Here is a 20,212-nt window from a genome sequence, read left to right on the forward strand (position 1 = left end):
CCGGTCTTTCGTTGTCCGCAGTGCTGGCCCTGGTCGCGGCCGTACTGTTCGTTCGCGGCGACGAGCACGAGGTCGACAGCGCGCCGCCCGCCGTACGCACCGCCTCGCCGGGTGAGGCTTCCGCACTGCTGGAGGCGTTCGAGGACGCCGTGGCCGCGGGGGACGAGGAGGGCGCGGCCGGCCTCGCCCCGGACGGCGACGCCGAGCCGGGGGAGCTGCTCGCCACCGTGGTCGCGAACGCGGAGGCCCTACATGTCCGTGGGTTCGACCTGAGGTACGTCGACCAGGTGGGCGCGGTCGCTCCGGACGGCTCGTGGAACGCAGCCGTCGACGTCCGGTTCGCCTTCGACGGCTTCGACTCCAGGGCGGTCGGCGGCGAGATGCAGGTGGCCTTCGCGCCCGATGACCGCGACGGCATCGGCATCGTGCGGCTCGGCGGTGGCGGCGACTACACGCCGGTCTGGCTTGCGGGGCCGGTGGAGGTGGTGCGCACCGCCCGGAGCCTGGTGCTGGTCGACGGCAGCAGGCGGGAGACCCGGGAGGTCGTGCAACGCGTGCGCCGCGCGATCCCCGTGGTCAGGCGCGTGCTGCCGCAGTGGCAGCCGTCCGTCGTCGTGGAGGTCCCGGGCACCGCAGCCGAGCTCGACGCCGCGCTCGACAGCCCGGCTGGCACCTATGCGGGCATCGCCGCGGTCACGACCACCGTGGACCGCTCCAACGACCCCGGCTCGCCGGTGCACGTCTTCGTCAACCCCGACGTCACCCGGAGGCTGCGGGTCGACGGCGCCCAGGTGGTGATGAGCCACGAGCTCGTGCACGTGGCAACGGATGCGGCCACGAGCCCGGTGGACCTCTGGCTGCTCGAGGGCTTCGCCGACTACGTCGCGCTGCGCGACGTGAAGCTGCCGCTGTCGACGACCGCGGGCCGCGCGATCGCCCTCGTGCGGCGCGACGGTGTGCCCGAGCACCTGCCGTCCGATGACGACTTCGGCACGTCGGCTCCCGACCTGGAAGCCAGCTATGAGCTGGCGTGGCTGGCCTGCCGCACGCTCGCGGAGCGGGCGGGAGAGGACGCGCTGGTGGCGGTGTACGCCGCCGCCAGCGACGGCGTGCCCGTGGCCCGCGCAGTCGCGACCCACGCCGGGCTGTCGCTCGCCGAGCTCGAGGACCTGTGGCGTGCCGACCTGCGCAGGCTGGCGTCGTGAGCGACCCTGAGCAGATGGAGCGGGAGGAGGCGGCTGGTCGAGCTGAGTCGGCCGGTCGAGCGGAGTCGAGACCCGCCCTGGCACTTGCCCTCATCTGCACCGTGGGCTTCCTGGTGCTCGCCTGGGCTGCGGTGCCTTGGGACCCCGTGCCCGGAGGCCGTGTCGAGCCCGTAGCCGCGACCGACGTCTTCACCGCCAAGCAGATCGCGGCCGGAGAGGCCTATTCCCGCGTCGCCCGCTGGCTCGGCTGGATCGGGCTGGCGATCTCGCTCGCCACGACCTGCCTCGTCGGCTTCACGCGCTGGGGTGCGCGACTGGTCTCCCGGGTGCCGGGACCCTGGTGGGTCCAGGCGCTCGCCGGGGTGCTGCTGGTGCACCTGCTGGTCCGCTGGCTCACGCTGCCCATCTCGGGGCTGGCCCACCGCCACCGCCTGGAGCACGGACTGTCGACACAGGGCTGGGCGGCCTGGGCGCGCGACGTCGTGGTCAGCGAGCTCATCTCGGTGGTCGTCACCTGGCTGGCCCTGCTGGTCGTGATCGGCTGCGCCCGCAGGTGGCGGGTGTGGTGGACCTGGCTGGCGGGTGGCGCGGTGGCGGCGCTGGTCGTGCTCGGGTCGTTCGTCTATCCGGTCCTGGTCGAGCCGCTCTTCAACTCGTTCGAGCCGCTGGCTGACGGTCCGCTGAGGACCGAGATCTTCGAGCTCGCCGACCGCGAGGGCGTGGTCATCGAGGACGTGCTGGTGGCGGACGCCTCGCGTCGTACGACCACACTCAACGCCTACGTGTCCGGGCTGTGGGGGAGCCGCCGGGTCGTCGTCTACGACACCCTGGTCGAGGACCTGCCGCAGGACCAGGCGCTCTCCGTCGTCGCCCACGAGCTGGCCCATGCCCGGCACGACGACGTGCTGCTCGGCACCGGCCTCGGGGCGCTCGGCTCGGCACTCGGAGTGGCGGCGCTGGGGCTCCTGCTGGGGCAGCGGGCGGCGGACGCGTCCTCGGTGCCGCGGATTCTCGCGCTCGTCGCAGTGGCGACGCTCATGACCGCGCCAGTCGAGAGCGGCATCAGCCGCCGGATCGAGACCCGGGCCGACGTGGACGCGCTGACTGCCACCCGCGATGCCGAGGCGTTCGAGCGGATGCAGGTGCGGCTCGCGGTGCGTGCGCTGGCTGACCCGACGCCGCCTCGGTGGGCGCAGATCTGGTGGGGGAGTCATCCTGCGACGCTGGAGCGGATCGGAGTGGCGCGCCAGCTGGAACCGGGTCAGTAGGGCGTGGCCGCCCGCTGCAGCAGGAGGTAGCCCTCGGCCTCTGCCAGCGTGGTCCACCGCTTGTCGCGGAGGGCCTCCGCGAGCGGAGACTGCTCCTCCACGAGCGCGTACGAAGCGTCGTACGCCTCGACGATCTCGTGCCAGCCAGGCATGAGCGCGTAGACCCGCTGGTAGTCGGAGAGGTGGTCCACCGAGTAGGCCTCTGTCATCCCATCGACCACGGGTTCGAGGTCCGGATGAGCCCACCGCAGCCAACCGCCGAGCTGATAGCTGTTCAGCACGACCGAGCCGTCCGGCAAATCATGGAGGTCGGCGTCGAGAGCCGTGGGCACCGCCGCCGGCGTGGCCGCGGTGGAAGGCACCGCCAGACCCACCGCAGCCAGGCAGAGCAGCATCCACCCAGCGATCACGCGCCGCTCCGCCCGTGAAGGGACGTCTCTCGGTCGACCCACCAAGGTCTGGAGTGCGCTCGCCGCGAGAGGCGCCACCAGGAGTCCGCCGAGGGCGACCGTGCGGGCGGCGAGCAGGATCCACGCCGTTCCGAGCAGGAGGACGCCGATCTCCACCCAGGATGCACGCTCCTGCCGTCGTGACCAGACGAGGGTCACGAGTGCCACCAGGGCCATCGCGGCTGCTGGCCCGACCATCCGGAACGAGGGTGCCTGCCATTCCGTGATGAACGAGCCGACTCCAGCCACCGCGAACGGGGTGCCCCAAAGGGCTGGCCCGACTGGAGTGAGCCCAGCCACGACGATCGAGAGCAAGGGCACAACCATCAGTGGCGTCGCCTGCGCGCGCGTGACTCGCCGGTCGGCGACCAAGCCACCAATGACGACGAGGCCAAGCAGCGGGCCGGTGAACCACATCCCGTGGCTCATCGCCCACACCCAGGTGAGGGGGACCAGCCACCAGCGCGGTCGCAGGTCGTCCGCCGTGCGCAGCCAGCCGATCAGGGTGACGGCTAGGAGCAGGTACGTCGCGAGGTGGGGGCGCGGTGAGAGACTGCCGCTCATCGCGACGACCGTGAGACCGGTGGTCATCGCAGCGGCTGTGGCACCTGCCCGGCCCCGGCAGAGCCGGTGGATCAACCACGTGAGCGCGAAGAGCGCCGTGGCGAAGAGGAAGGCAACCCCGGGCAGCCCCGCCACTTCGTGTACACCGGCGACCACGACTTCGGTCAGCCACTGCGTCGGCACCCATGGGCGGTCCGACAGGGCGCTCCACGAGGCCGTGGGTGCGTGGACCGAGCGGCTGGCCAGGATGTCGTCGCCCAGCCGGATGTGCCAAAAGGTGTCGAAGTCGGAGATCGGCTTGGCGGCCTGCCTGGCGAGAGAGGCGATGAAGAAGCCCAGCACCATGGTGGGAAGCAGCCATGACGCCGAGGTGGGGTGAGCGTCGTCGGGCGGTCGGGCCCCCGGGACGAGACGGCTGTTGACGGCGGGGTCGTGCAGGCTCATGGAGCGCATCAGAGGTTGGCGACGATCCAGTCACCGAAGCTGTCGAATGCGTCGTTAAGGCTGGTGCCGAAGAAGGTCACGCCGAGCACGATCGCGAGGGCGACGAAGAAGACGACCAGGGCGTACTCGGTCGCCGTGGCGCCCTGGTCGTCGCGCAGGTGGTGATGCATGGGAGACCCCCGGTTCATGTGGCTGGGATGGTGGAGATGCGCCGAGCCGGTCACGCCGACGAACGACGTGACCGGCTCGGACCGAAGGCGCGGCTCAGATCCAGCCGGAGACCGTGGTGCCCAGGTTGTTGAACCAGGTGTTGAGCGTGTTGCCGAAGAAGCCGACGCCGAGGACGAGGGCGAGGGCGATCAGGCCGACGAGCAGCGCGTACTCGGTGGCGGTCGCGCCCTTCTCCTCGTCGCGGCCGATGAGCATGAAGGTGATGAACTTCTCGAGCATGGTGGGTCTCCCTCTTGGGTGATGAGTCCGAGTCCGGTTGTTTACGTGGCCCCGCAAGAGGACCCGTCATGGAAGAGTCTGCGCGACTGAGGCCTTCCGGCGGATCGGGTGATCGGCCGCGCTTCGGGGGCCCGATGTGACTATTAAGAGACCCGTCGTGCACACCATCGGGCATGGTCGAGTCGCCCGGTCCAGCTGGTCCGGCGCCGTCGGTCAGAACGAGTCGCGCACGACCTCGTTGAGCAGACCGAGCCTCATGGCCGCCACCAGCGCCTGGGCGCGGTTGGCTGCCCCGAGCTTCTGGTAGATGTGCGCGATGTGGGTCTTCGCGGTCGACTCGCTCAGGTAGAGCCGCTTGGCTATCTCGCTCGTGCGCAGACCCTCTGCGAGGAGCCCGAACACTTCCTGCTCACGGGTGGAGAGCTGCGGCGTCTTGGGTCCAGCAGCCCGCCGCATCATGGCGCCACTGAGCCCCGAGCACAGGAAGGTGCGGGGCGAAACTGCCGCGTGCCGCGCGGCGCCCACAACCTCCGATGCCTTGCTGTTCTTGCCCACGAAGGCCGAAGCTCCAGCCTCGAGCGCCGCGAAGATCTGGTCGTCGCCCGCGTGCATCGTGAGCACGACCAGGCCGACGGTCTCGCTTTGCCGCCGCGCTGCCCGGACGATGTCCAGACCCGTGCCGTCGGGCATCTGGAGATCGGTCACCACCACGTCGGGTGAGAGCGTGGAGAAGGCCGCGAGGCCTTGCGCCACCGTGCCGGCCTGGCCGATGACGGTCATCTCCTCGTCGCGCTCGAATGCGCGTGCGAGGCCTTGGCGGATCAGCTCGTGGTCATCGACGAGCAGGACTGTGGTGCTCATGGGCATGGGGCTCCTCTGAACTCTGCGGCGGACGAGAGGTCACCGTCACAGCGGTACCCCGATCCGGTCTGGGGATGATGAGAAGCTCTGCACCGATCCGCTCGGCACGCTCACGCATGGTGTGCAAACCGTAGTGGCGGTCCTTCGGTGCGACGGCTCCGACGCCATCATCCTCGACACTCAACCGCAGTGTGTGCCCGTCGGTGACCAGGCTGACCCAGACGTTGTTGGCTCTCGCATGCTTGCGGACGTTGCCGAGTGCCTCTTGTGCGATGCGGAGGAGCTCGGACTCCACCCGGCGGGGGAGCGGCGGGCCCTGCTCGTCGAGCAGGAGGTGGACCCGTAGGTCCGACCCTGCGCTGATCTCGCGCACGTACTCGGCCAGGGCGCCCGACAGATTCTGCTCCGCCACCTCGTGGCGCAGGTCGAAGATGGAGAAGCGCAGCTCGGAGACGACCCGCGTGATCTCGTTGCGCAGGGCCTCGGCCGTGGAGAGCGTGCCCGGCTCGGCCGTCGTCGACTCGATCTCGTCGACGAGGTAGCCCAGGCCTACGATCTCCTGGGCCACGCCGTCGTGGATCTCTCTCGCCAGCCTGTGCCTCTCCTCCACAGTCGCAGACGCGCGCACCTCATCGAACAGCAAGGTGGTTTCGAGTCGCAGCGCGAGTTCATCGGCTGACCTGCGAGCGACTTCACGGGCCTCGTGGGGCCACGCGCCGTGACGCCCCAGGACGAGGAGCCCCGCAGTGTGGTCACCGACGGTCAGGGGGAGCGCAAGGTCCGCGAGGCTCCAGCCCCAGGGCGGTGTGGCCGGAAAGCTCCCGGCGAGGTCGTCGTACCCGTCGATGTTGCCGGACGAGACGAGCCGGTCGAGTCGACCGGACTCTCCATAGACGTAGAGCGCCGCGCGGATGGCGCCGGTGCGGTCTCGCACCTCGTTGACGAGCGCGGTCGCCGAGCTCACCGGGTCGAGGCCGACCGTGCCGGCCTTCGTGAGGGTGTGCAACTGGCTCATCAGCTGATGAGCCGCGGCGTACGGAGCCTGGGCCGCCTCGAGGACTCGAAGGGACCGCGTCTGCCATCCTGCGAGAAGGCCGGCGCCGAGGCCTACGCTCAACCATGGCACGGCCGCGGAGGCGAACGTCGCCTCCAGCCCCAGCACCTCCGCGCCGTACCAGGCGACGGCGAGGGTGCTGCCGGTCGCCAGGAACGTGTTCAGGGTGGTGACGGACCCACGCCGGATGCCCGCCACGACCAGTGGCACGGCCAGATAGATCATCAACGGCGGGGTCACCTTGATCCCACTGGCGAGCACGACGGCTGCCAGCATCCCCTCGACGACAGGGATCCACAGCGTGGCACGGCCAGAGACACCCAGGTCCAGGACGCAGCAGACAGTCGCGATGACGAACAGCGCGGTCAGGGGAAGCACGTCGGTGGTGATCGTGTCGGCGCTCAGCACCTGTCCAGTCGCCAGCGCAAGGGCGAAGGCCCTCACAGCCGTGGTGACGCGCCACGACCGCACAGCCGGTGCCACGTGCGTCGCCGGAGAGGCGGGGGTCCGGTTCATCAGCCGAAGAAGTCCATCATCTGCAGGACGACGGGCCCGATGATGACGATGAAGAGCGACGGAAGGATGAAGAAGACCAGCGGGAAGAGAATCTTCACCGGGAGCTTCTGTGCCTTCTCCTCAGCACGCTGCCGGCGCTTGGTGCGCATCTCTTTGCTCTGGATGCGCAGCACACGGCCGATCGGGATGCCGAGCTGGTCGGCCTGCACCATGGCCAGGCAAAACGACTGCAGGTCCTTGATGGTAGTGCGCTCGCCCATGGCCCGCATCGCCTCCATCCGTCCCACGCCGATCTGCATCTCCTGCAGGAGTCGGGAGAACTCCTGGGCCAGGGGGCCGGTGGTGTTCTTGGCCACGCGACCGACGGCAGCGTCGAATCCGAGCCCCGCTTCGACCGAGATCGTGAGCAGGTCCAGCGCGTCCGGCAGCGAGTTCTGCATGAGCTGCTCGCGCTTCTGGCCGGCGTTGTTGAGCAGGATGTTGGGGATCATGTAGCCGAGCGCTGCGACGCCTCCGCAGATGAGCGCCGATTTCATCAGCGTGTAGTCCCTCGGCAGGACGTAGAGGAGGCCGAAGATCCCGAACAGGCCGAGTCCGAGCGCCTTGAGGCCGATGATCCGGTTGACGTCCCAGCCCGGCGGGTTGCCCGCGACGTCGAGCTTGTGCTTGATCCGGTCCGCGGTGTCGGCCCGCACGAGGCGCCGACCGATGCCGACGAGCCGTTCGCCCAAAGGGGCGATGACTCGCTCGGCGAAAGGACGCTCGAGCTCCTGCTTGAGGACGTCGGGCGCATTGTCGAGCGCCTGGATGGCCGAGAGCGAGCGGGTGACTGCGCGTCGCTCGGTGGTCAGGACCCCCATGATGGACAGGACGATTCCGAAGCCCGCGAACAACAGTGCTGCGCCCAGGGCGAGGAAGACGGTGGCCGGCATCTCAGACCTCGATCCTCACGAGTCGGGACATGATGAAGAAGCCTGCGCAGATCAGACCGACTGCCGCGGCACCGAGAACCAGGCCCATGGGCTCTGTGTAGAGCGGTCGCACGAAGTCGGGTCGGACCATGAGCATGTAGAGGAACATGACGATCGGAAGCGCGCCCAGGACCCAGGCAGAGATCCGCCCTTCCGCGCTCAGCACCTTGACCTGGCGGCGCAGGTACTCGCGTTCGCGAATCGTGTCCGCCACGGTGGTCAGGAGCTCGGCCAGGTTGCCGCCCACCTCTCTCTGGATGCGGATGGCCATGACCACCCAGCCGAAGTCCTGGCTCTCCATGCGATGGGACACCCCGTCGAGTGCGTCCTCGATGTCGACTCCGAGTCGCTGCTCGACCAGCACTCGGCGCAGCTCACTGGCCATGGGCTCCTGCCCTTCCCGGACGACCGTGTCCACTGCCTGGGGCAGGGAGAGACCGGCGGAGAGACCGCCCGCCATCAGGGTCAGGGTCTCGGCGAGCTGGGCGTTGAAGGCGGCCAGGCGCTTGGAGTGCCGGAACTTCAGGTAGACCCAGGGCGCCAAAACGCCCAGGATCGTGAGGAAGACGGCCAACGCCCCGCCCCGGAACACAAACCCCACGAAGCCCATGCCGACTGCAACCCCCGCGTGGATGAGCAGCCACTCCGCCGGGGTCAGGGCAGAGCCGGCACCTGCCAGCTTCGTGGCCACCCTTGACTCGAAGTCGCCCTTGACCACCTTGGCGGTCATGTGGACCGCCGAGTCAACGAGGCCTTGGTGCGCGGGCATCTCCTTCGACCGCTTGCCCCCAGTGGATTGGCCGAAATAGGCACTGATCCGACGCTCGCTATCCGACGGTCCGCGGTTGCCCAGGAGCACCACTGCCAGGACGCCGGCGAGGCCGAGCGCGAGTGCCACGGCGCCCAGGAGCATGGCCCCGCGGTTGACCAGTGGCTCCCCGAGATCCACGCTGCGTGGCGCCTCGGCCGCCGAGCCAAGGCTCACGAAGGCCGAGTCTGAGTACGTCGTGTCGCCGGCTGTCAGCGTCACGTCGAGCGAGGCCTCCTCGCCCACTGTCTGGGGGGCGGGGAAGGTGACGAGCAGCTGGCTCGCCAGGGCGTCTGCCTGGGCCTTGAAGACCTCGGACAGGGCGCTGGCGTCGGCGGCGATGACCTTGCCCCCCGAGGCGCTCGAGATCTCGGTGAGGACCGCCTCATGCTTCGGGGACTGGTCGAGGGAGACGACATCGACGATCACGCGCGCGTCGGTCGCAGCGTCGACCGTGTCCTGGACTGCCGCCTCGCTCCCGGTGTCCGCGCCGTCCGAGAGGACGAGGAGAGAGCGCGCCCCATCGGTGCCGGCGAGGTTCACCGACTGCACCATCGCGTCGTAGACCCGCGTCCCCTTGTCCAGGGTGATCGTGTCGACAGCGGCGGCGATCGACTCGTGGTCCGTGGTCGGCGCGATGGTGTCCTGCACCGTGCCTGAAAAGGTCAGTAGCCCGATCCGGACGTCCGGCGGAGCTGACTCGAGGAACGCGTGAGCGGCGGCCTTGGCCGCCGCGATGCGATCGCCGTTCATGCTGTTGCTGGCGTCGATCGTGAGGATCGTGGTGCGCTCGATCTCGCCGGCCTCGATGGCCTTGGCCTCGGCGGTGACCGCCTCGCCGTCCACGGAGACCGTGACGCCTCCCACGTCGGGGGTGACACCGGCTGGGAGTCCGTCGACCGCGACCAGGACGGAGACGTTGCCGTCCGTCGACTCGACGTGGTCGATGTTGATCTCGTCGGCCGCAGCGGCGGGATGCGCCCAGAGCGTCACCGCCGCCACGCCAGTTGCTGCGGCCACCCGGAAGCCATGACGGGTCATCGCACTGCGCCCGCCGTCGCGAAGACCATGGGGTCGACGTGGACACCGTGGTCGGTGAGCCGGTCGAGGAATCGCGGACGGAGGCCCATCGACCGGAGGTGCCCGAGCGACCTGCCCTGGTCGTCGTAGCCCGCGCCGTAGTCGAACATAAAGACGTCCTGGGTGGTGATGACGTCGCCCTCCATGCCCACGATCTCGGTGATGGCAGTGATCCGTCGGGTGCCGTCCTTGAGACGCGTCTGCTGGATGATCAGGTCGACCGCGCTGGACACCTGCTCACGGATGGCCCGCACCGGGAGGTCCATGCCGGCCATCAGCACCATCGTCTCGACGCGGGAGAGCGCGTCACGCGGCGTGTTCGCGTGCACGGTCGAGATGGAGCCGTCGTGGCCGGTGTTCATCGCCTGGAGCATGTCGAGCGCGGCAGCGTCGCGGATCTCGCCGACGACGATGCGGTCGGGTCGCATGCGCAGGGAGTTGCGGACCAGGTCGCGGATGTGCACCGCGCCCTTGCCCTCGATGTTGGCCGGACGAGACTCCAGACGGAGCACGTGGTCCTGGTTGAGCTTGAGCTCGGCGGCGTCCTCGATGGTGACGATGCGCTCGTCGGTGGGGATGAAGGACGAGAGCACGTTGAGCGTCGTCGTCTTCCCGGCGCCGGTGCCACCCGAGACCAGGATGTTGAGCCGTCCGCGCACGCAGGCCTCGAGCAGATCGGCCGCCGGACGCGTGAGCGTGCCGAAGGAGATCAGGTCGTCGACCGTGTAGGGGTCCGCGGAGAACTTGCGGATCGTGAGCTTGGAACCGTCCAGCGCCAGGGGCGGGATGATGGCGTTGACACGGCTGCCGTCGGGGAGACGGGCGTCGACCATGGGACTGGTCTCGTCCACCCGGCGGCCGATCTTGCCCACGATCTTGTCGATGGTGCGGCGCAGGTGGGCCTCGTCGGCGAAGGTGGCGTCGACCCGCTGGAGCCGGCCGTCTCGCTCGATGTAGATGTCCTGGAACGAGTTGACCATCACCTCGCTGAGGCTCGGGTCGCGGAGTAGTGGCTCGATCGGGCCGTATCCCAGGATGTCGTCTGCGATCTCCTGGGAGATCCGGGTGCGGTCGGCGCTGGACATCATGGTCTCGGAGGCGGCCATGCTGGTCTGCAGCGCGATCCGCACCTCCTGCTCGAGGTCGCTCTGGGTCATGTTGACGTCGTAGAGCTTGGGCCCGAGAGTCGAGACAAGGTGTGCGTGCACCGCGCGCTTCACATCGGCGAAGGGGTCGCGCGCGGACTTCTTGCGGGCAGGTGCGGGTGCGCCGTTCGTGGTGGTCGGAGCTGATGCTTCGATCTGCCGCTGGTCGGCTCCCTGCTCACGGGAGCGCTGGGCTGCGGCGATCCGATCTGTGAGACCCATGTCAGGTGACCTTCCGGAATCGGAGTCGTCGTGAGGGAGTGGCGTGACGACTGGCGGGGGAGCCCTGCTCAGGCACCTTGGGGGAGCCCGACGTTGCCGTGACGATCGACGCGGCGAGCTCGGCGATGGCCTTGGCATTGGGGTGGCCGGGATGAGCGCGGACGAGGGCCTCGCCGCGGTTGACGCAGGCGAGCAACTCGCGGCTCGAGGCGAGGCGGCAGTCGGACTTCAGGCCGAGCGTGTCCTCGAACTCCTTCTCGGTCAGCCCGACCCGGGCGTCGGCCCGGTTGAGGACGAAGCGCCAGTTCTCCCGCGGGTAGTTGAGAAGGTCCAGCGTGCCAGCGGCGAGCTTGAGGCTCTTGAGCGCCGGGATGTCGAGCGTGCCGATGAGCACCAGCGCGTCGGTATGGTCCAGAGCCACCAGCGCGTGGTCGTCGAAGATCCCGGAGGTGTCGACTACGACGATGTCGAACATCGCCTTGAGCCGGTCCAGCAGCTTGCCGACTGCGTCCGGTGAGGCCTGGTCAGGCGAGTCGATGTGGATCGGTGCGGCGATGACGGACAGCCCGGGGGAGTGCTCCGTCAGCAGTGACGTGACGGCTCCCTCGTCGATCACTCCGCCGAACGCAACCAGGTCGTTCAGGTGATGGGCGGGAGTCAGCTGCAGCATGATTGCGACGTCGCCGCTGTGGATGTCGAGGTCGACGAGGCAGACCTTCAGGTCCCGGTCCGCGAGCGCGGCCGCCAGGTTGGTGGCCAGGAAGCTCTTGCCGACGCCTCCCTTTGTGGAGAAGACCGTCACCAGTGAGCCGAGAGGTCCACCGTCGGTGGCGCCGCCTTCCTGGGACTGGAGCATCGCCTCGGCAACCACGTGGGCGCGCTGGACCGCCTGTGCGAGGCCCGTCAGGTCCCGCGCCTCGACGACCTCGCGCATGCCGCTTCGTAGGGCCTCCGCCAGGATCGAGCTGTCGACGCGGTGGCGGAGCAGGATGACACCGAGCGCGGGCCGGTGGATGCGCGCCCACTGGGCGAACATCGTCGCCGCCTCGGTCGGGACCGACGGTCCGACGACCACTGCGTGCTCATGCGGGTGGGCGCGTACGTGCTCGTCGACCTGCTGCATCGTGCTGAAGGTCGTGGACCCCGCGAGAGTCCCGTGAAGGAGCTCGAGCTGGGAGGCGTCGGGTTCGACGAGCGCGGTCATCGTGCTGTCCTGAACGGCTCGGGCATGATGTCGGCAGCCGTGATCCCGCGGCCGTCGATGACCTTGGACTCCTTGCTCAGGAGTGCGAAGGACAGCTCACCGTTGCGGCTTCCGTAGATCACCTTCTCGGCTTGCTCCTGGTCGACGGCGACGGTCAGGATCGTGCGAGGGACCTGCTCGGTCGTCTGCTCGCCCTCCTCGGTTGTGGTGGTCTTGGCGGTCATGCTGGTCGTGCCGACACCAATGACCTGGACCTGCGGGAGCAGCAGCCGCGTGTATGGCGCCAGCTTCTGCTCGGTGCCGTCCGGCTTGAGCAACACTGGGTCAGCCGACACGAAGATCGCCACCTGCGAGCCCGGGTTGACGAAGCCGGCCACCCGGGCAGGGTCGGTGAGCTCGACCGAGATCGCCAGCTTGTCGTCGGGGATGACGAGGCCCTCCTCGGAGCCCGGGTCGCCGAACTTCTGGCTGATGATCTGCTCCTGGGGGAAGATCGTCCCGAGGGACACCTTGTCCTCGATCGAGCTGATCGAGCCGAGCGCCCCCTCGACCATGTCCTCGCGTCGTACCTCGACCTTCTCGAACTTGCCGGCCGCCTGCGCTGAGGCCACGGACTCACCGGCATCGATGACATCGGTTGCCGCCAGGACCTCGACGAGGTCCTGGCCCTCGGCGGCGCGGGCGTCGATGCCTTGCACGTAGAGCACGATCATCGCGGTGCCCAATGCGGCGATGACGAGTGCGACAGTCAGGAGGACGGAGCGGCGAGCCATGGGAAAGTTCCTTCGAGACGGGGGTGGGGGTCAGTTGACGAGCACGATGACTTTCGTGCCAGAGCCGGTGTATTCGATCTCGCCGCCCACGGGGGGTGCGGTCGTCGGAAGCGCTGCCTCGGGGAACAGCACCACGTTGAGCTGCTCGACGTGGCCGGCGTGGAAGTGCACGCCGTTGTGGCCGGTGACGGCTCCCCGCGCGGCGGCGGTGGCGCTGTCGGGCTCCTCGGTGATGAAGCCGGGGCGGAAGTCGACGATGGGGTACTCCCCGGAGGCGCCCGAGGATGCCTGGACGGGAATGATCGGGATCTGGAAGAACCTGGGGGACTTGAAGATGTCGCCCGAGAGGATGTTCGGAGTGCCGGCGACCACGTCGCCGACGCTGTGGCCTCCGAGGATGTAGCACGTGAGCACGTCGTCGTTGAGCGCCGGCGCGGTCGCCGTCCGGTTGCTGCCTCCGGCGCGGTCGCAGCCGGGCGTCGTGTCGACGTCGAGACGGCCGGGAGTGCTCCCGGAGCCGTTGACGAGGCCGTCGGTGGCGGCCTCGTTGGGGAAGCCGGGGTCGGTGCTGATGCAGTCGGTGGGGCTCACGGGCGCGTGCTCGGAGTCGGCGGGTGAGCACGGGACCGCGGACGACGCGTTCTCGACCAGCAACGGCTCGAAGCCGTGGATGATGTTGTCCTGGAGCCAGGTCGCGGGGGTGCCGTTCGTGCGGGCCACCTTGAGGGTGCCGAAGTTGCCGCTGACCACGCCGTCGCAGAACATCAGGTCTCCCACAACGAACGGCTCCGCCTCGTCGGTGGGGGAGTAGTCGGTGCCGGCGGAGGTGACCACCTTGATCCGAACCCACCAGATGGCGCTCGTGTTGAGCACGTCGGCGGGCACGGTCGAGATAGAGATGGTGGTGCTGCTCCATCCCGGCCCGGTCGGTAGTGCAGTCGCCGTGCCCGCCTCGTGGATCGCGCCGGTGTCCGGGTGGGTGAAGGTCACCTGGCCCGTGGCGCCGGTGGGCATGCTCTTGACCTGGAAGGACACGGTTGCGGGATACGGAGCGACGCTGCCAGTCGGCGCGTCAGGTGGACTGATGGTGATCCCCTTGACCTCCGCAGTGCCGGCCGGCGCCAGGGTGGGCGGGGAGTGGCTTGCCGGCGGACCCGGAGGGGGGTCGCTGATCGTGCGGTGTCCGGTGTCGCAGCCCGACACGGCGTACATGGGTAGGGACGACGACCGGCTGGGTGACTTCACCGCCGCTTCCGCGAACGCCGGGACCTCGAGCTCCTCCACGTTCGACACCGCCTTGGCGAAGCCGAAGTCGTGATGGCTCCGGGGTGCCCAGAGCTTGACGTGCCAGTTGACGCACTGGATGAAGCCGTCGGTGTCGCCCGGGCCGCCGCCGAGGTTCGGGGTGGGGTACTGATCGGGCGTCTTGTTCGTGGCCTTGGTGAGGAACTCCTCGGCCTTGTTCACCACCTCGACGTTGCAGGCGCCGCTGGTGTTCAGCTCTGCGGCAGCTGCCATCACGGCCATGTCGACGGTGGACTGGAGAGAGGCGCGCTTGGCATAGACCTGGCCCACGTCGATGGCCAGCGCGCCGGCGCCGAAGAGGGCCATGGCGAGCGCGGCGACCAGGACGGCGGTCGCCCCACGCTCGTCGCGGGCGGGTCGGGGGATTCTCATTAGCATGGTCCTGCCGGGATGTTCTCGACCCGAGACGTGGCCGACCGGGAGACGGAGCCGGAGAAGCCCGGGATCAGGCCCATGTCCAGGACGGTGAAGGCCACCTGGACCGTGATGTCATCGCCGATCGCGGCCGGGGGGCTCCCAGTGACGGTGACGACTGCAGTGTTGTCCGGCGTAGGCGCGGACTCGTTGACGCGGTCGTTGCCACGCGCCTGGATGACGCCGATGTCGCACGGCTCCACCGCCGCAAGACGGGCCGCCTCCCGGGCGGCGTGCGACGCCGACTGGTAGCCCCAGAACCAGATGGAGAACTGGATGATCCCGATCATCAGGGTGAGCAGGATCATCGCGACAAGCGCGAACTCGACCGCAGCAGCGCCGCGTTCGTCGCGCGTAGCCTTCTCGGCAGGCCCCATGTCCCTCTCCCTCACAGATCGGGAGGCCCGAGAACTCCCAGCCCCCGGAATCTATGGGCGGGCGGGACGCGGCCGTGGTGCTTTCACGGCGAATCGCCTACCCGACCACGGAGATGGCCCGAATTGACTACTCCAAGCCCCTCCGAAGTAGTTCTTGAAGGTTGAGGAACCGCGAAGGCAAATCCGACCTCAGGTCAGGTACAGAGCCTCGACGTCCTCGCGGAACTCGCGCATCACGACGTTGCGCTTGAGCTTGAGGCTGGGCGTGAGCTGCCCGCCTTCCTCGGTCCACTGGTCGGTGAGGATCGCGAACTTCCGGATCGCCTCCGCCTTCGAGACGGCCTTGTTGGCGTCCTCGACCGCGGCCTCGATCTCGACGCGCAGGTCGGGGTCGGACGCGAGATCCTCCACCGAGCCGTCCTTGCCGTGGGACTCGGCCCAGGCGGGCAGCGACTCACGGTCGAGGGTCACCAGGGCCGCGATGAACGGCTGGCCGTCGCCCACGACCATGCACTGGTCGACGAGGGCGTGGGCGCGGAGGCGGTCCTCGAGGACGGCGGGCGCGACGTTCTTGCCGCCCGCGGTGACCAGGATCTCCTTCTTGCGGCCTGTGATCCTGACGAAGCCCTCGTCGTCCACCTCACCCACGTCACCGGTGTGGAACCACCCGTCGCGCTCCAGGGCCTCGGCGGTGGCCGCCTCGTTCTCCCAGTAGCCGGCGAAAACCTGGCCGCCCTTGAACATCAGCTCGCCGTCGTCGGCGACCCGGACGGTGGTGCCCGGCAGCGGCCGCCCGACGGTGCCGATCTTCTGGGCGTCGGGCAGGTTCACTGTTACCGCCGCCGTGGTCTCGGTGAGCCCGTAGCCCTCCAGGACCGTCAGGCCGATGCCGCGGTAGAAGTGGCCGAGGCGCTCGCCCAGCGGCGCCCCGCCGGACACGGCGTACTGGCACTTGCCGCCCAGGGCGTCGAGCAGCTTGCCGTAGACCAGCCTGGAGAACAGGGCGTGCTGCGCCTTGGTCCGGATGGGCACCCGGCCCTTGTCCAACGCCCGGGACCAGGCGATCGCGGTCTCCGCGGCACGGTCGAAGATCCTGCCCTTCCCGTCTGCCGCGGCCCGCTGAGACGCGGTGTTGAAGACCTTCTCGAAGACCCGCGGCACCGCCAGGATGAACGTGGGCTTGAAGACCTCGAGGTCGCCCAGCAGGTTCTTGATGTCGCTGCTGTGGCCCAGGCGGACCCGAGCCTGGACGGCACCGACCTGGATGATCCGCGCGAAGACGTGGGCCAGGGGGAGGAAGAGCAACGTGGACGCGCCCTCGACGAAGAGGGCGTCCAGCTCGTCGACCGCGACGCCCAGCTCGAACATGAAGTTGCCGTGGGTGAGCATGCAGCCCTTCGGCCGACCGGTCGTGCCGCTGGTGTAGATGAGCGTCGCGAGGTCGAGCGGCGTGGTCGCCGTACGACGCGCCTCCAGCGCCTCGTCGGTGATGTCCTGCCCGAGCTTGCCGAGCACCGCGACGGCGTTGTCCGTGAGGGACCACACGTGGTTGAGGTCATCGAGGGAGCCGGCCTGCCGGGCCTCCCGGACCCGCGCGAGGTGGCCAGGCCCCTCGACGATGACCGCCTTGGCGGCGGCGTCCTGGAGGATCCAGCCCACCTGCTCGGCCGAGGAGGTCTCGTAGACCGGCACGGTCACGGCGCCAGCGAACCAGATGGCGTAGTCCATCAGGGTCCACTCGTAGCGGGTCTTGGAGACCAGCGCGACGCGGTCGCCGGCCTCGATCCCGGCCGCCATCAGGCCCTTCGCAACCGACTGCACCTCGGCGAGGAACTCGGCGGCCGTCACGTCCGACCAGCCCCCGCCCTCGGGGGACGGGCGGCTGAAGACGACTGCGTCCGCGTGGTCGCGGGCATTGGTGACGACGGCGTCGGTCAGGTTGCCGGTCGAGGGGATCTCGATGGTCAGGGGCGTGGAGAACTCGCGCACCCGGGGGCCTCCTTCGCTGGCGTTGTGCGGGCAGGCTATCCCTGCCTCCTCGCCGTCAGGTGAACGGTCCTGGGTCCGGTAGGGTCACGGCCATGGCCGAACAGACCACCTCGTCGATCGTCATCGACGCACCTCCGGCCGCCGTGATGGCCGTGATCGCCGACTTCACCTCCTACCCGGCCTGGGCCAAGGGTGTGAAGAGCGCGCAGGTGCTCTCCACCGGCATTGACGGGCGCGCCGAGCAGGTGCACTTCGACCTGGACGTCTCCCCGATCAAGGACACCTACACCCTGTCCTACGACTGGGAGGGTGACCGCGAGGTGACCTGGACGCTGGTCGAGGGGCAGATGCTGAAGGCCCTCGACGGGGCCTACACGATGCGCGACCTCGGCAACGGCTCCACCGAGGTGACCTACCGCCTCGCCCTCGACGTCTCCATCCCGCTCATCGGCATGCTCAAGCGCAAGGGCGAGAAGATCCTGATAGACACCGCCCTCAAGGGCCTGAAGAAGCGCGTCGAGTCGCACTGAGCGAGCGCGTGCGGGTCCTCCTCTTCACAGGCAAGGGCGGGGTCGGCAAGTCCACGGTCGCAGCCGGTACGGCGGCGCTCGCGGCCGCCGCCGGCCACCGCACCCTCGTCCTGTCCACCGACGCGGCGCACTCCCTCGCCGACGCCTTCGACGCCCCAGTGGGGGCGGAGCCGACGCAGGTGGCCGAGCGACTCTTCGTCCAGCAGGTCGACGCCCAACTGCGCTTCGAGCAGTCGTGGAGCGAGATCCAGGGCTATCTCCTCAGCGTGCTGGACGTCGCGGGCGTCGACCCGGTCGCGGCCGAGGAGCTCACGGTGATCCCCGGCGCCGAGGAGGTGCTCGCGCTGCTAGAGCTCCGGCTGCACGCCCTGTCAGGGGACTGGGACGTGATCGTGGTCGACTGCGCCCCGACCGCTGAGACGCTGCGCCTGCTCGCCCTGCCCGAGGCGCTGGGCTGGTACATGGACCGCGTGTTCTCCGCCGAGCGCCGCATGGTCAAGGCTCTCAAGCCCCTGCTCACCCGGGCCGCTGGCGTGCCGATGCCGGAGGACTCGGTCTTCGACGCGATCGAGCGCCTGCACGGGGAGCTGGAGGAGGTGCGGGCCTTGCTGTCCGGGCCCGACTCCAGCGTGCGGATCGTGCTCACCCCCGAGACGGTCGTGCTCGCCGAGGCGCGCCGGTCGCTCACCATGCTCTCGCTCTTCGGCTATCGCGTCGACGGCGCGGTGGTGAACAGGATCTTCCCGTGCGACGGGGCGGACGAGTGGCGCTCCCGCTGGGTCGACGCTCAGGCGAAGGTGCTGGAGGAGGTCGAGGCCTCCTTCGACGGCGTGACCACATGGCGTTCGGGCTACCTCTCCGAGGAGCCAGTGGGCGTCGAGGCGCTGCGCAGCCTCGCCGAGGCCGTCTACCGCGATGCCGACCCGCTCGCCGTCCCGGCCGGCCCGGGGCCGTTCCGCGTGACCCGCACGTCCCGCGGCGCCGTACTGCACCTCGCGCTGCCGCACGTCATGCGCACCGATGTCGACCTGGCGCGCAAGGGCGACGAGCTGGTGGTGACCGTGGCGTCGTATCGTCGTGTCCTCACGTTGCCTTCCGGGCTGGCGCGGCTCCCAGTCGCCGGGGCCCGGGTGGAGGACGGCGAGCTCCAGGTCAGGTTCGAGGAAGGGGCGTCGTGACGGACGGCGAAGACGCACGCGACCCCGAAGTGGGCTCCCTCGCCGAGGAGACCGCCAAGCTGCTCGGCGCGCTGTCCGGCTGGGCCCGCGACCACGGCGCTGCCGACGTCGCCCAGGGCATGGCGGGAGCAGCCGACGGCGTCGGCCAGTTCGTCCACGAGGTGGACCAGCACATCGCGACCGGGTCTGCCGAGTGCACCTACTGCCCGATCTGCCGCACGGTGCACGCCGTACGGACGCTGAACCCTGAAGTGAAGCATCACCTTGCCGTCGCCGCGTCCTCGCTGGCGCAGGCCGCCGCGGGCATGCTGGCGACCGTCGCGCCCCAGCCGGACGCCGACAGAACCGGCCATCCGGGCGCCGAGGCGTCGACGGGCGTGGAGCACATCGACCTCGACGAGGACTGGCCGGACGACACCGAGCCGGCAGGGCAACCACCGCAGGAGGACCAGTGACGGGCACGCTCGCATGTGGCGTCGACGTAGGCGGCACCAAGATCGCCGGTGGCGTCGTCGACGAGGAGGGCAAGATCCTCGAGCGGCTCACGCTCGAGTCGCCGGCCGAGGACGTCGAGGCCATCGAGGACGCGATCGCCTCGCTGGTCAGCGACCTGGCCTCCCGCCACGACGTCGCCTGCGTGGGCATCGGTGCCGCCGGCTACGTCGACAGTGACCGCAGGCGGGTCTACTTCGCGCCCAACCTGGCCTGGCGCGACATCGACCTCAGCGCCGAGCTCGAGGAGCGTGTCAAGCTGCCCGTCGTCGTGGAGAACGACGCCAACGCCGCAGCGTGGGGGGAGTTCACCTTCGGGGTCGGCGAGGACGTCGAGGACTTCATGCTCGTCACCGTCGGCACGGGTGTCGGCGGGGGTCTCGTCCTGGACGGGGCGCTGCACCGGGGTGCCTTCGGCGTCGCGGCCGAGATCGGCCACATGCGGGTCGTGCCCGGCGGGATCCTGTGTGGCTGCGGCAACCGCGGCTGCCTCGAGTCCTACGGCTCCGGCACCGCGCTGGTCCGCGAGGCCCGTGAAGCTGCCTCCGGCAAGTCCTTGCTGGCCCGGACCCTGCTCGACCGGGCGGGCGGCGATCCCGAGAAGATCAACGGCCCGCTGATCACGGAGGTCGCCCGCGGCGGGGACCCCTTCTCCCTCGAGCTGATCGCCGACGTCGGCCGGTGGCTCGGTGAGGGCATCGCATCGCTCGCCGCGGTCCTCGACCCGGCCATGGTCGCCATCGGCGGCGGGGTGAGCGAGGCGGGTGACCTGCTGATGGACCCGATCCGCACTGCGTTCGCGCGCGAGCTGTCTGGCCGCGGCTACCGACCCGTGGCGCAGGTCGTGCGGGCCGAGCTCGGCAACCTGGCCGGCCTCGTCGGCGCAGCCGACCTCGCGCGACGTCCCTGACGG

At 69.5% G+C, this 20,212-nt stretch carries 19 protein-coding genes; 6 read left to right on the plus strand and 13 right to left on the minus strand.

The window, feature by feature from the left end:
* Nucleotides 1-11 precede the first annotated feature (11 nt).
* Nucleotides 12-1,205, plus strand: coding sequence for a hypothetical protein (locus DDE18_RS10275; protein WP_133241206.1), 1,194 nt, complete (start codon nt 12-14; stop codon nt 1,203-1,205).
* Entirely contained in the window at nt 1,202-2,473 is a 1,272-nt protein-coding gene (locus tag DDE18_RS10280; protein ID WP_245916584.1) for a M48 family metallopeptidase, read from the plus strand. Before DDE18_RS10275 ends, DDE18_RS10280 begins: the two co-directional genes overlap by 4 nt.
* Here DDE18_RS10280 and DDE18_RS10285 read toward each other — a convergent pair.
* From DDE18_RS10285 to DDE18_RS10345, 13 genes are all read right to left on the minus strand, one after another.
* Nucleotides 2,467-3,930 (minus strand): hypothetical protein, encoded by a 1,464-nt coding sequence (locus tag DDE18_RS10285; RefSeq protein WP_133241207.1) that lies wholly within the window; start codon nt 3,928-3,930, stop codon nt 2,467-2,469. The genes DDE18_RS10280 and DDE18_RS10285 overlap by 7 nt on opposite strands.
* A gap of 8 nt (nt 3,931-3,938) precedes the next feature.
* The gene (locus DDE18_RS10290; RefSeq protein ID WP_211754502.1) at nt 3,939-4,100 is read right to left on the minus strand and encodes a Flp family type IVb pilin; all 162 of its coding nucleotides are present in this window, start codon (nt 4,098-4,100) and stop codon (nt 3,939-3,941) included.
* 94 nt (nt 4,101-4,194) lie between these two features.
* Nucleotides 4,195-4,380: a Flp family type IVb pilin gene (locus DDE18_RS10295; RefSeq protein ID WP_116572176.1), complete on the minus strand. Its 186-nt coding sequence runs from the start codon at nt 4,378-4,380 to the stop codon at nt 4,195-4,197.
* Nucleotides 4,381-4,593: 213 nt separating this feature from the next.
* Nucleotides 4,594-5,241: a response regulator transcription factor gene (locus tag DDE18_RS10300; protein ID WP_211754503.1), complete on the minus strand. Its 648-nt coding sequence runs from the start codon at nt 5,239-5,241 to the stop codon at nt 4,594-4,596.
* Complete coding sequence (locus tag DDE18_RS10305; protein ID WP_116572178.1) at nt 5,213-6,811, minus strand: sensor histidine kinase; 1,599 nt, start codon at nt 6,809-6,811, stop codon at nt 5,213-5,215. Before DDE18_RS10305 ends, DDE18_RS10300 begins: the two co-directional genes overlap by 29 nt.
* The gene (locus DDE18_RS10310) at nt 6,811-7,743 is read right to left on the minus strand and encodes a type II secretion system F family protein (protein ID WP_116572179.1); all 933 of its coding nucleotides are present in this window, start codon (nt 7,741-7,743) and stop codon (nt 6,811-6,813) included. The genes DDE18_RS10305 and DDE18_RS10310 overlap by 1 nt, the downstream gene beginning before the upstream one ends.
* 1 nt (nt 7,744) lies before the next feature.
* Nucleotides 7,745-9,610: a type II secretion system F family protein gene (locus tag DDE18_RS10315; RefSeq protein WP_165821116.1), complete on the minus strand. Its 1,866-nt coding sequence runs from the start codon at nt 9,608-9,610 to the stop codon at nt 7,745-7,747.
* Between the two features lie 17 nt (nt 9,611-9,627).
* Nucleotides 9,628-11,037: a TadA family conjugal transfer-associated ATPase gene (locus tag DDE18_RS10320; protein WP_116572181.1), complete on the minus strand. Its 1,410-nt coding sequence runs from the start codon at nt 11,035-11,037 to the stop codon at nt 9,628-9,630.
* Nucleotide 11,038: 1 nt separating this feature from the next.
* On the minus strand, nt 11,039-12,241 hold the full coding sequence (locus DDE18_RS10325) for a CpaE/TadZ family protein (protein WP_116572182.1): 1,203 nt from the start codon (nt 12,239-12,241) through the stop codon (nt 11,039-11,041).
* On the minus strand, nt 12,238-13,014 hold the full coding sequence (gene cpaB, locus DDE18_RS10330) for a Flp pilus assembly protein CpaB (RefSeq protein ID WP_116572183.1): 777 nt from the start codon (nt 13,012-13,014) through the stop codon (nt 12,238-12,240). Before cpaB ends, DDE18_RS10325 begins: the two co-directional genes overlap by 4 nt.
* Before the next feature lie 30 nt (nt 13,015-13,044).
* Complete coding sequence (locus DDE18_RS23350) at nt 13,045-14,691, minus strand: pilus assembly protein TadG-related protein (protein ID WP_211754504.1); 1,647 nt, start codon at nt 14,689-14,691, stop codon at nt 13,045-13,047.
* Nucleotides 14,691-15,110 carry a TadE family protein gene (locus tag DDE18_RS10340; protein ID WP_116572184.1) on the minus strand — a complete coding sequence of 140 codons (420 nt, stop codon included), beginning with the start codon at nt 15,108-15,110 and terminating at the stop codon, nt 14,691-14,693. The genes DDE18_RS23350 and DDE18_RS10340 overlap by 1 nt, the downstream gene beginning before the upstream one ends.
* A gap of 189 nt (nt 15,111-15,299) precedes the next feature.
* The gene (locus tag DDE18_RS10345; RefSeq protein WP_116572185.1) at nt 15,300-17,099 is read right to left on the minus strand and encodes an AMP-dependent synthetase/ligase; all 1,800 of its coding nucleotides are present in this window, start codon (nt 17,097-17,099) and stop codon (nt 15,300-15,302) included.
* Nucleotides 17,100-17,191: 92 nt separating this feature from the next.
* Between DDE18_RS10345 and DDE18_RS10350 the strand changes: the two genes are divergently transcribed.
* Genes DDE18_RS10350 through DDE18_RS10365 form a run of 4 tightly spaced genes read left to right on the plus strand, consistent with a single transcriptional unit; the run spans nt 17,192 to nt 20,209 of the window.
* Entirely contained in the window at nt 17,192-17,629 is a 438-nt protein-coding gene (locus DDE18_RS10350; protein WP_116572186.1) for an SRPBCC family protein, read from the plus strand.
* Nucleotides 17,630-17,637: 8 nt separating this feature from the next.
* Nucleotides 17,638-18,807, plus strand: coding sequence for an ArsA family ATPase (locus tag DDE18_RS10355; RefSeq protein ID WP_116572187.1), 1,170 nt, complete (start codon nt 17,638-17,640; stop codon nt 18,805-18,807).
* Nucleotides 18,804-19,262 carry a hypothetical protein gene (locus tag DDE18_RS10360; RefSeq protein ID WP_116572188.1) on the plus strand — a complete coding sequence of 153 codons (459 nt, stop codon included), beginning with the start codon at nt 18,804-18,806 and terminating at the stop codon, nt 19,260-19,262. The genes DDE18_RS10355 and DDE18_RS10360 overlap by 4 nt, the downstream gene beginning before the upstream one ends.
* Nucleotides 19,259-20,209: an ROK family glucokinase gene (locus DDE18_RS10365; RefSeq protein WP_116572189.1), complete on the plus strand. Its 951-nt coding sequence runs from the start codon at nt 19,259-19,261 to the stop codon at nt 20,207-20,209. The genes DDE18_RS10360 and DDE18_RS10365 overlap by 4 nt, the downstream gene beginning before the upstream one ends.
* The last annotated feature ends 3 nt before the right edge of the window (nt 20,210-20,212 follow it).

Origin of the sequence: Nocardioides gansuensis, from assembly GCF_003076135.1 — a bacterium.
Taxonomy (GTDB): Bacteria; Actinomycetota; Actinomycetes; order Propionibacteriales; family Nocardioidaceae; genus Nocardioides; species Nocardioides gansuensis.

Bases quoted from the DNA above. Each gene is read 5' to 3' on its own strand.
- DDE18_RS10285 (WP_133241207.1), bottom strand. From the start codon at position 3,930: ATGAGCCTGCACGACCCCGCCGTCAACAGCCGTCTCGTCCCGGGGGCC.
- DDE18_RS10290 (WP_211754502.1), bottom strand. From the start codon at position 4,100: ATGCATCACCACCTGCGCGACGACCAGGGCGCCACGGCGACCGAGTAC.
- DDE18_RS10295 (WP_116572176.1), bottom strand. From the start codon at position 4,380: ATGCTCGAGAAGTTCATCACCTTCATGCTCATCGGCCGCGACGAGGAG.
- DDE18_RS10300 (WP_211754503.1), bottom strand. From the start codon at position 5,241: ATGAGCACCACAGTCCTGCTCGTCGATGACCACGAGCTGATCCGCCAA.
- DDE18_RS10305 (WP_116572178.1), bottom strand. From the start codon at position 6,811: ATGAACCGGACCCCCGCCTCTCCGGCGACGCACGTGGCACCGGCTGTG.
- DDE18_RS10310 (WP_116572179.1), bottom strand. From the start codon at position 7,743: ATGCCGGCCACCGTCTTCCTCGCCCTGGGCGCAGCACTGTTGTTCGCG.
- DDE18_RS10320 (WP_116572181.1), bottom strand. From the start codon at position 11,037: ATGGGTCTCACAGATCGGATCGCCGCAGCCCAGCGCTCCCGTGAGCAG.
- DDE18_RS10325 (WP_116572182.1), bottom strand. From the start codon at position 12,241: ATGACCGCGCTCGTCGAACCCGACGCCTCCCAGCTCGAGCTCCTTCAC.
- cpaB (WP_116572183.1), bottom strand. From the start codon at position 13,014: ATGGCTCGCCGCTCCGTCCTCCTGACTGTCGCACTCGTCATCGCCGCA.
- DDE18_RS23350 (WP_211754504.1), bottom strand. From the start codon at position 14,691: ATGAGAATCCCCCGACCCGCCCGCGACGAGCGTGGGGCGACCGCCGTC.
- DDE18_RS10340 (WP_116572184.1), bottom strand. From the start codon at position 15,110: ATGGGGCCTGCCGAGAAGGCTACGCGCGACGAACGCGGCGCTGCTGCG.
- DDE18_RS10350 (WP_116572186.1), top strand. From the start codon at position 17,192: ATGGCCGAACAGACCACCTCGTCGATCGTCATCGACGCACCTCCGGCC.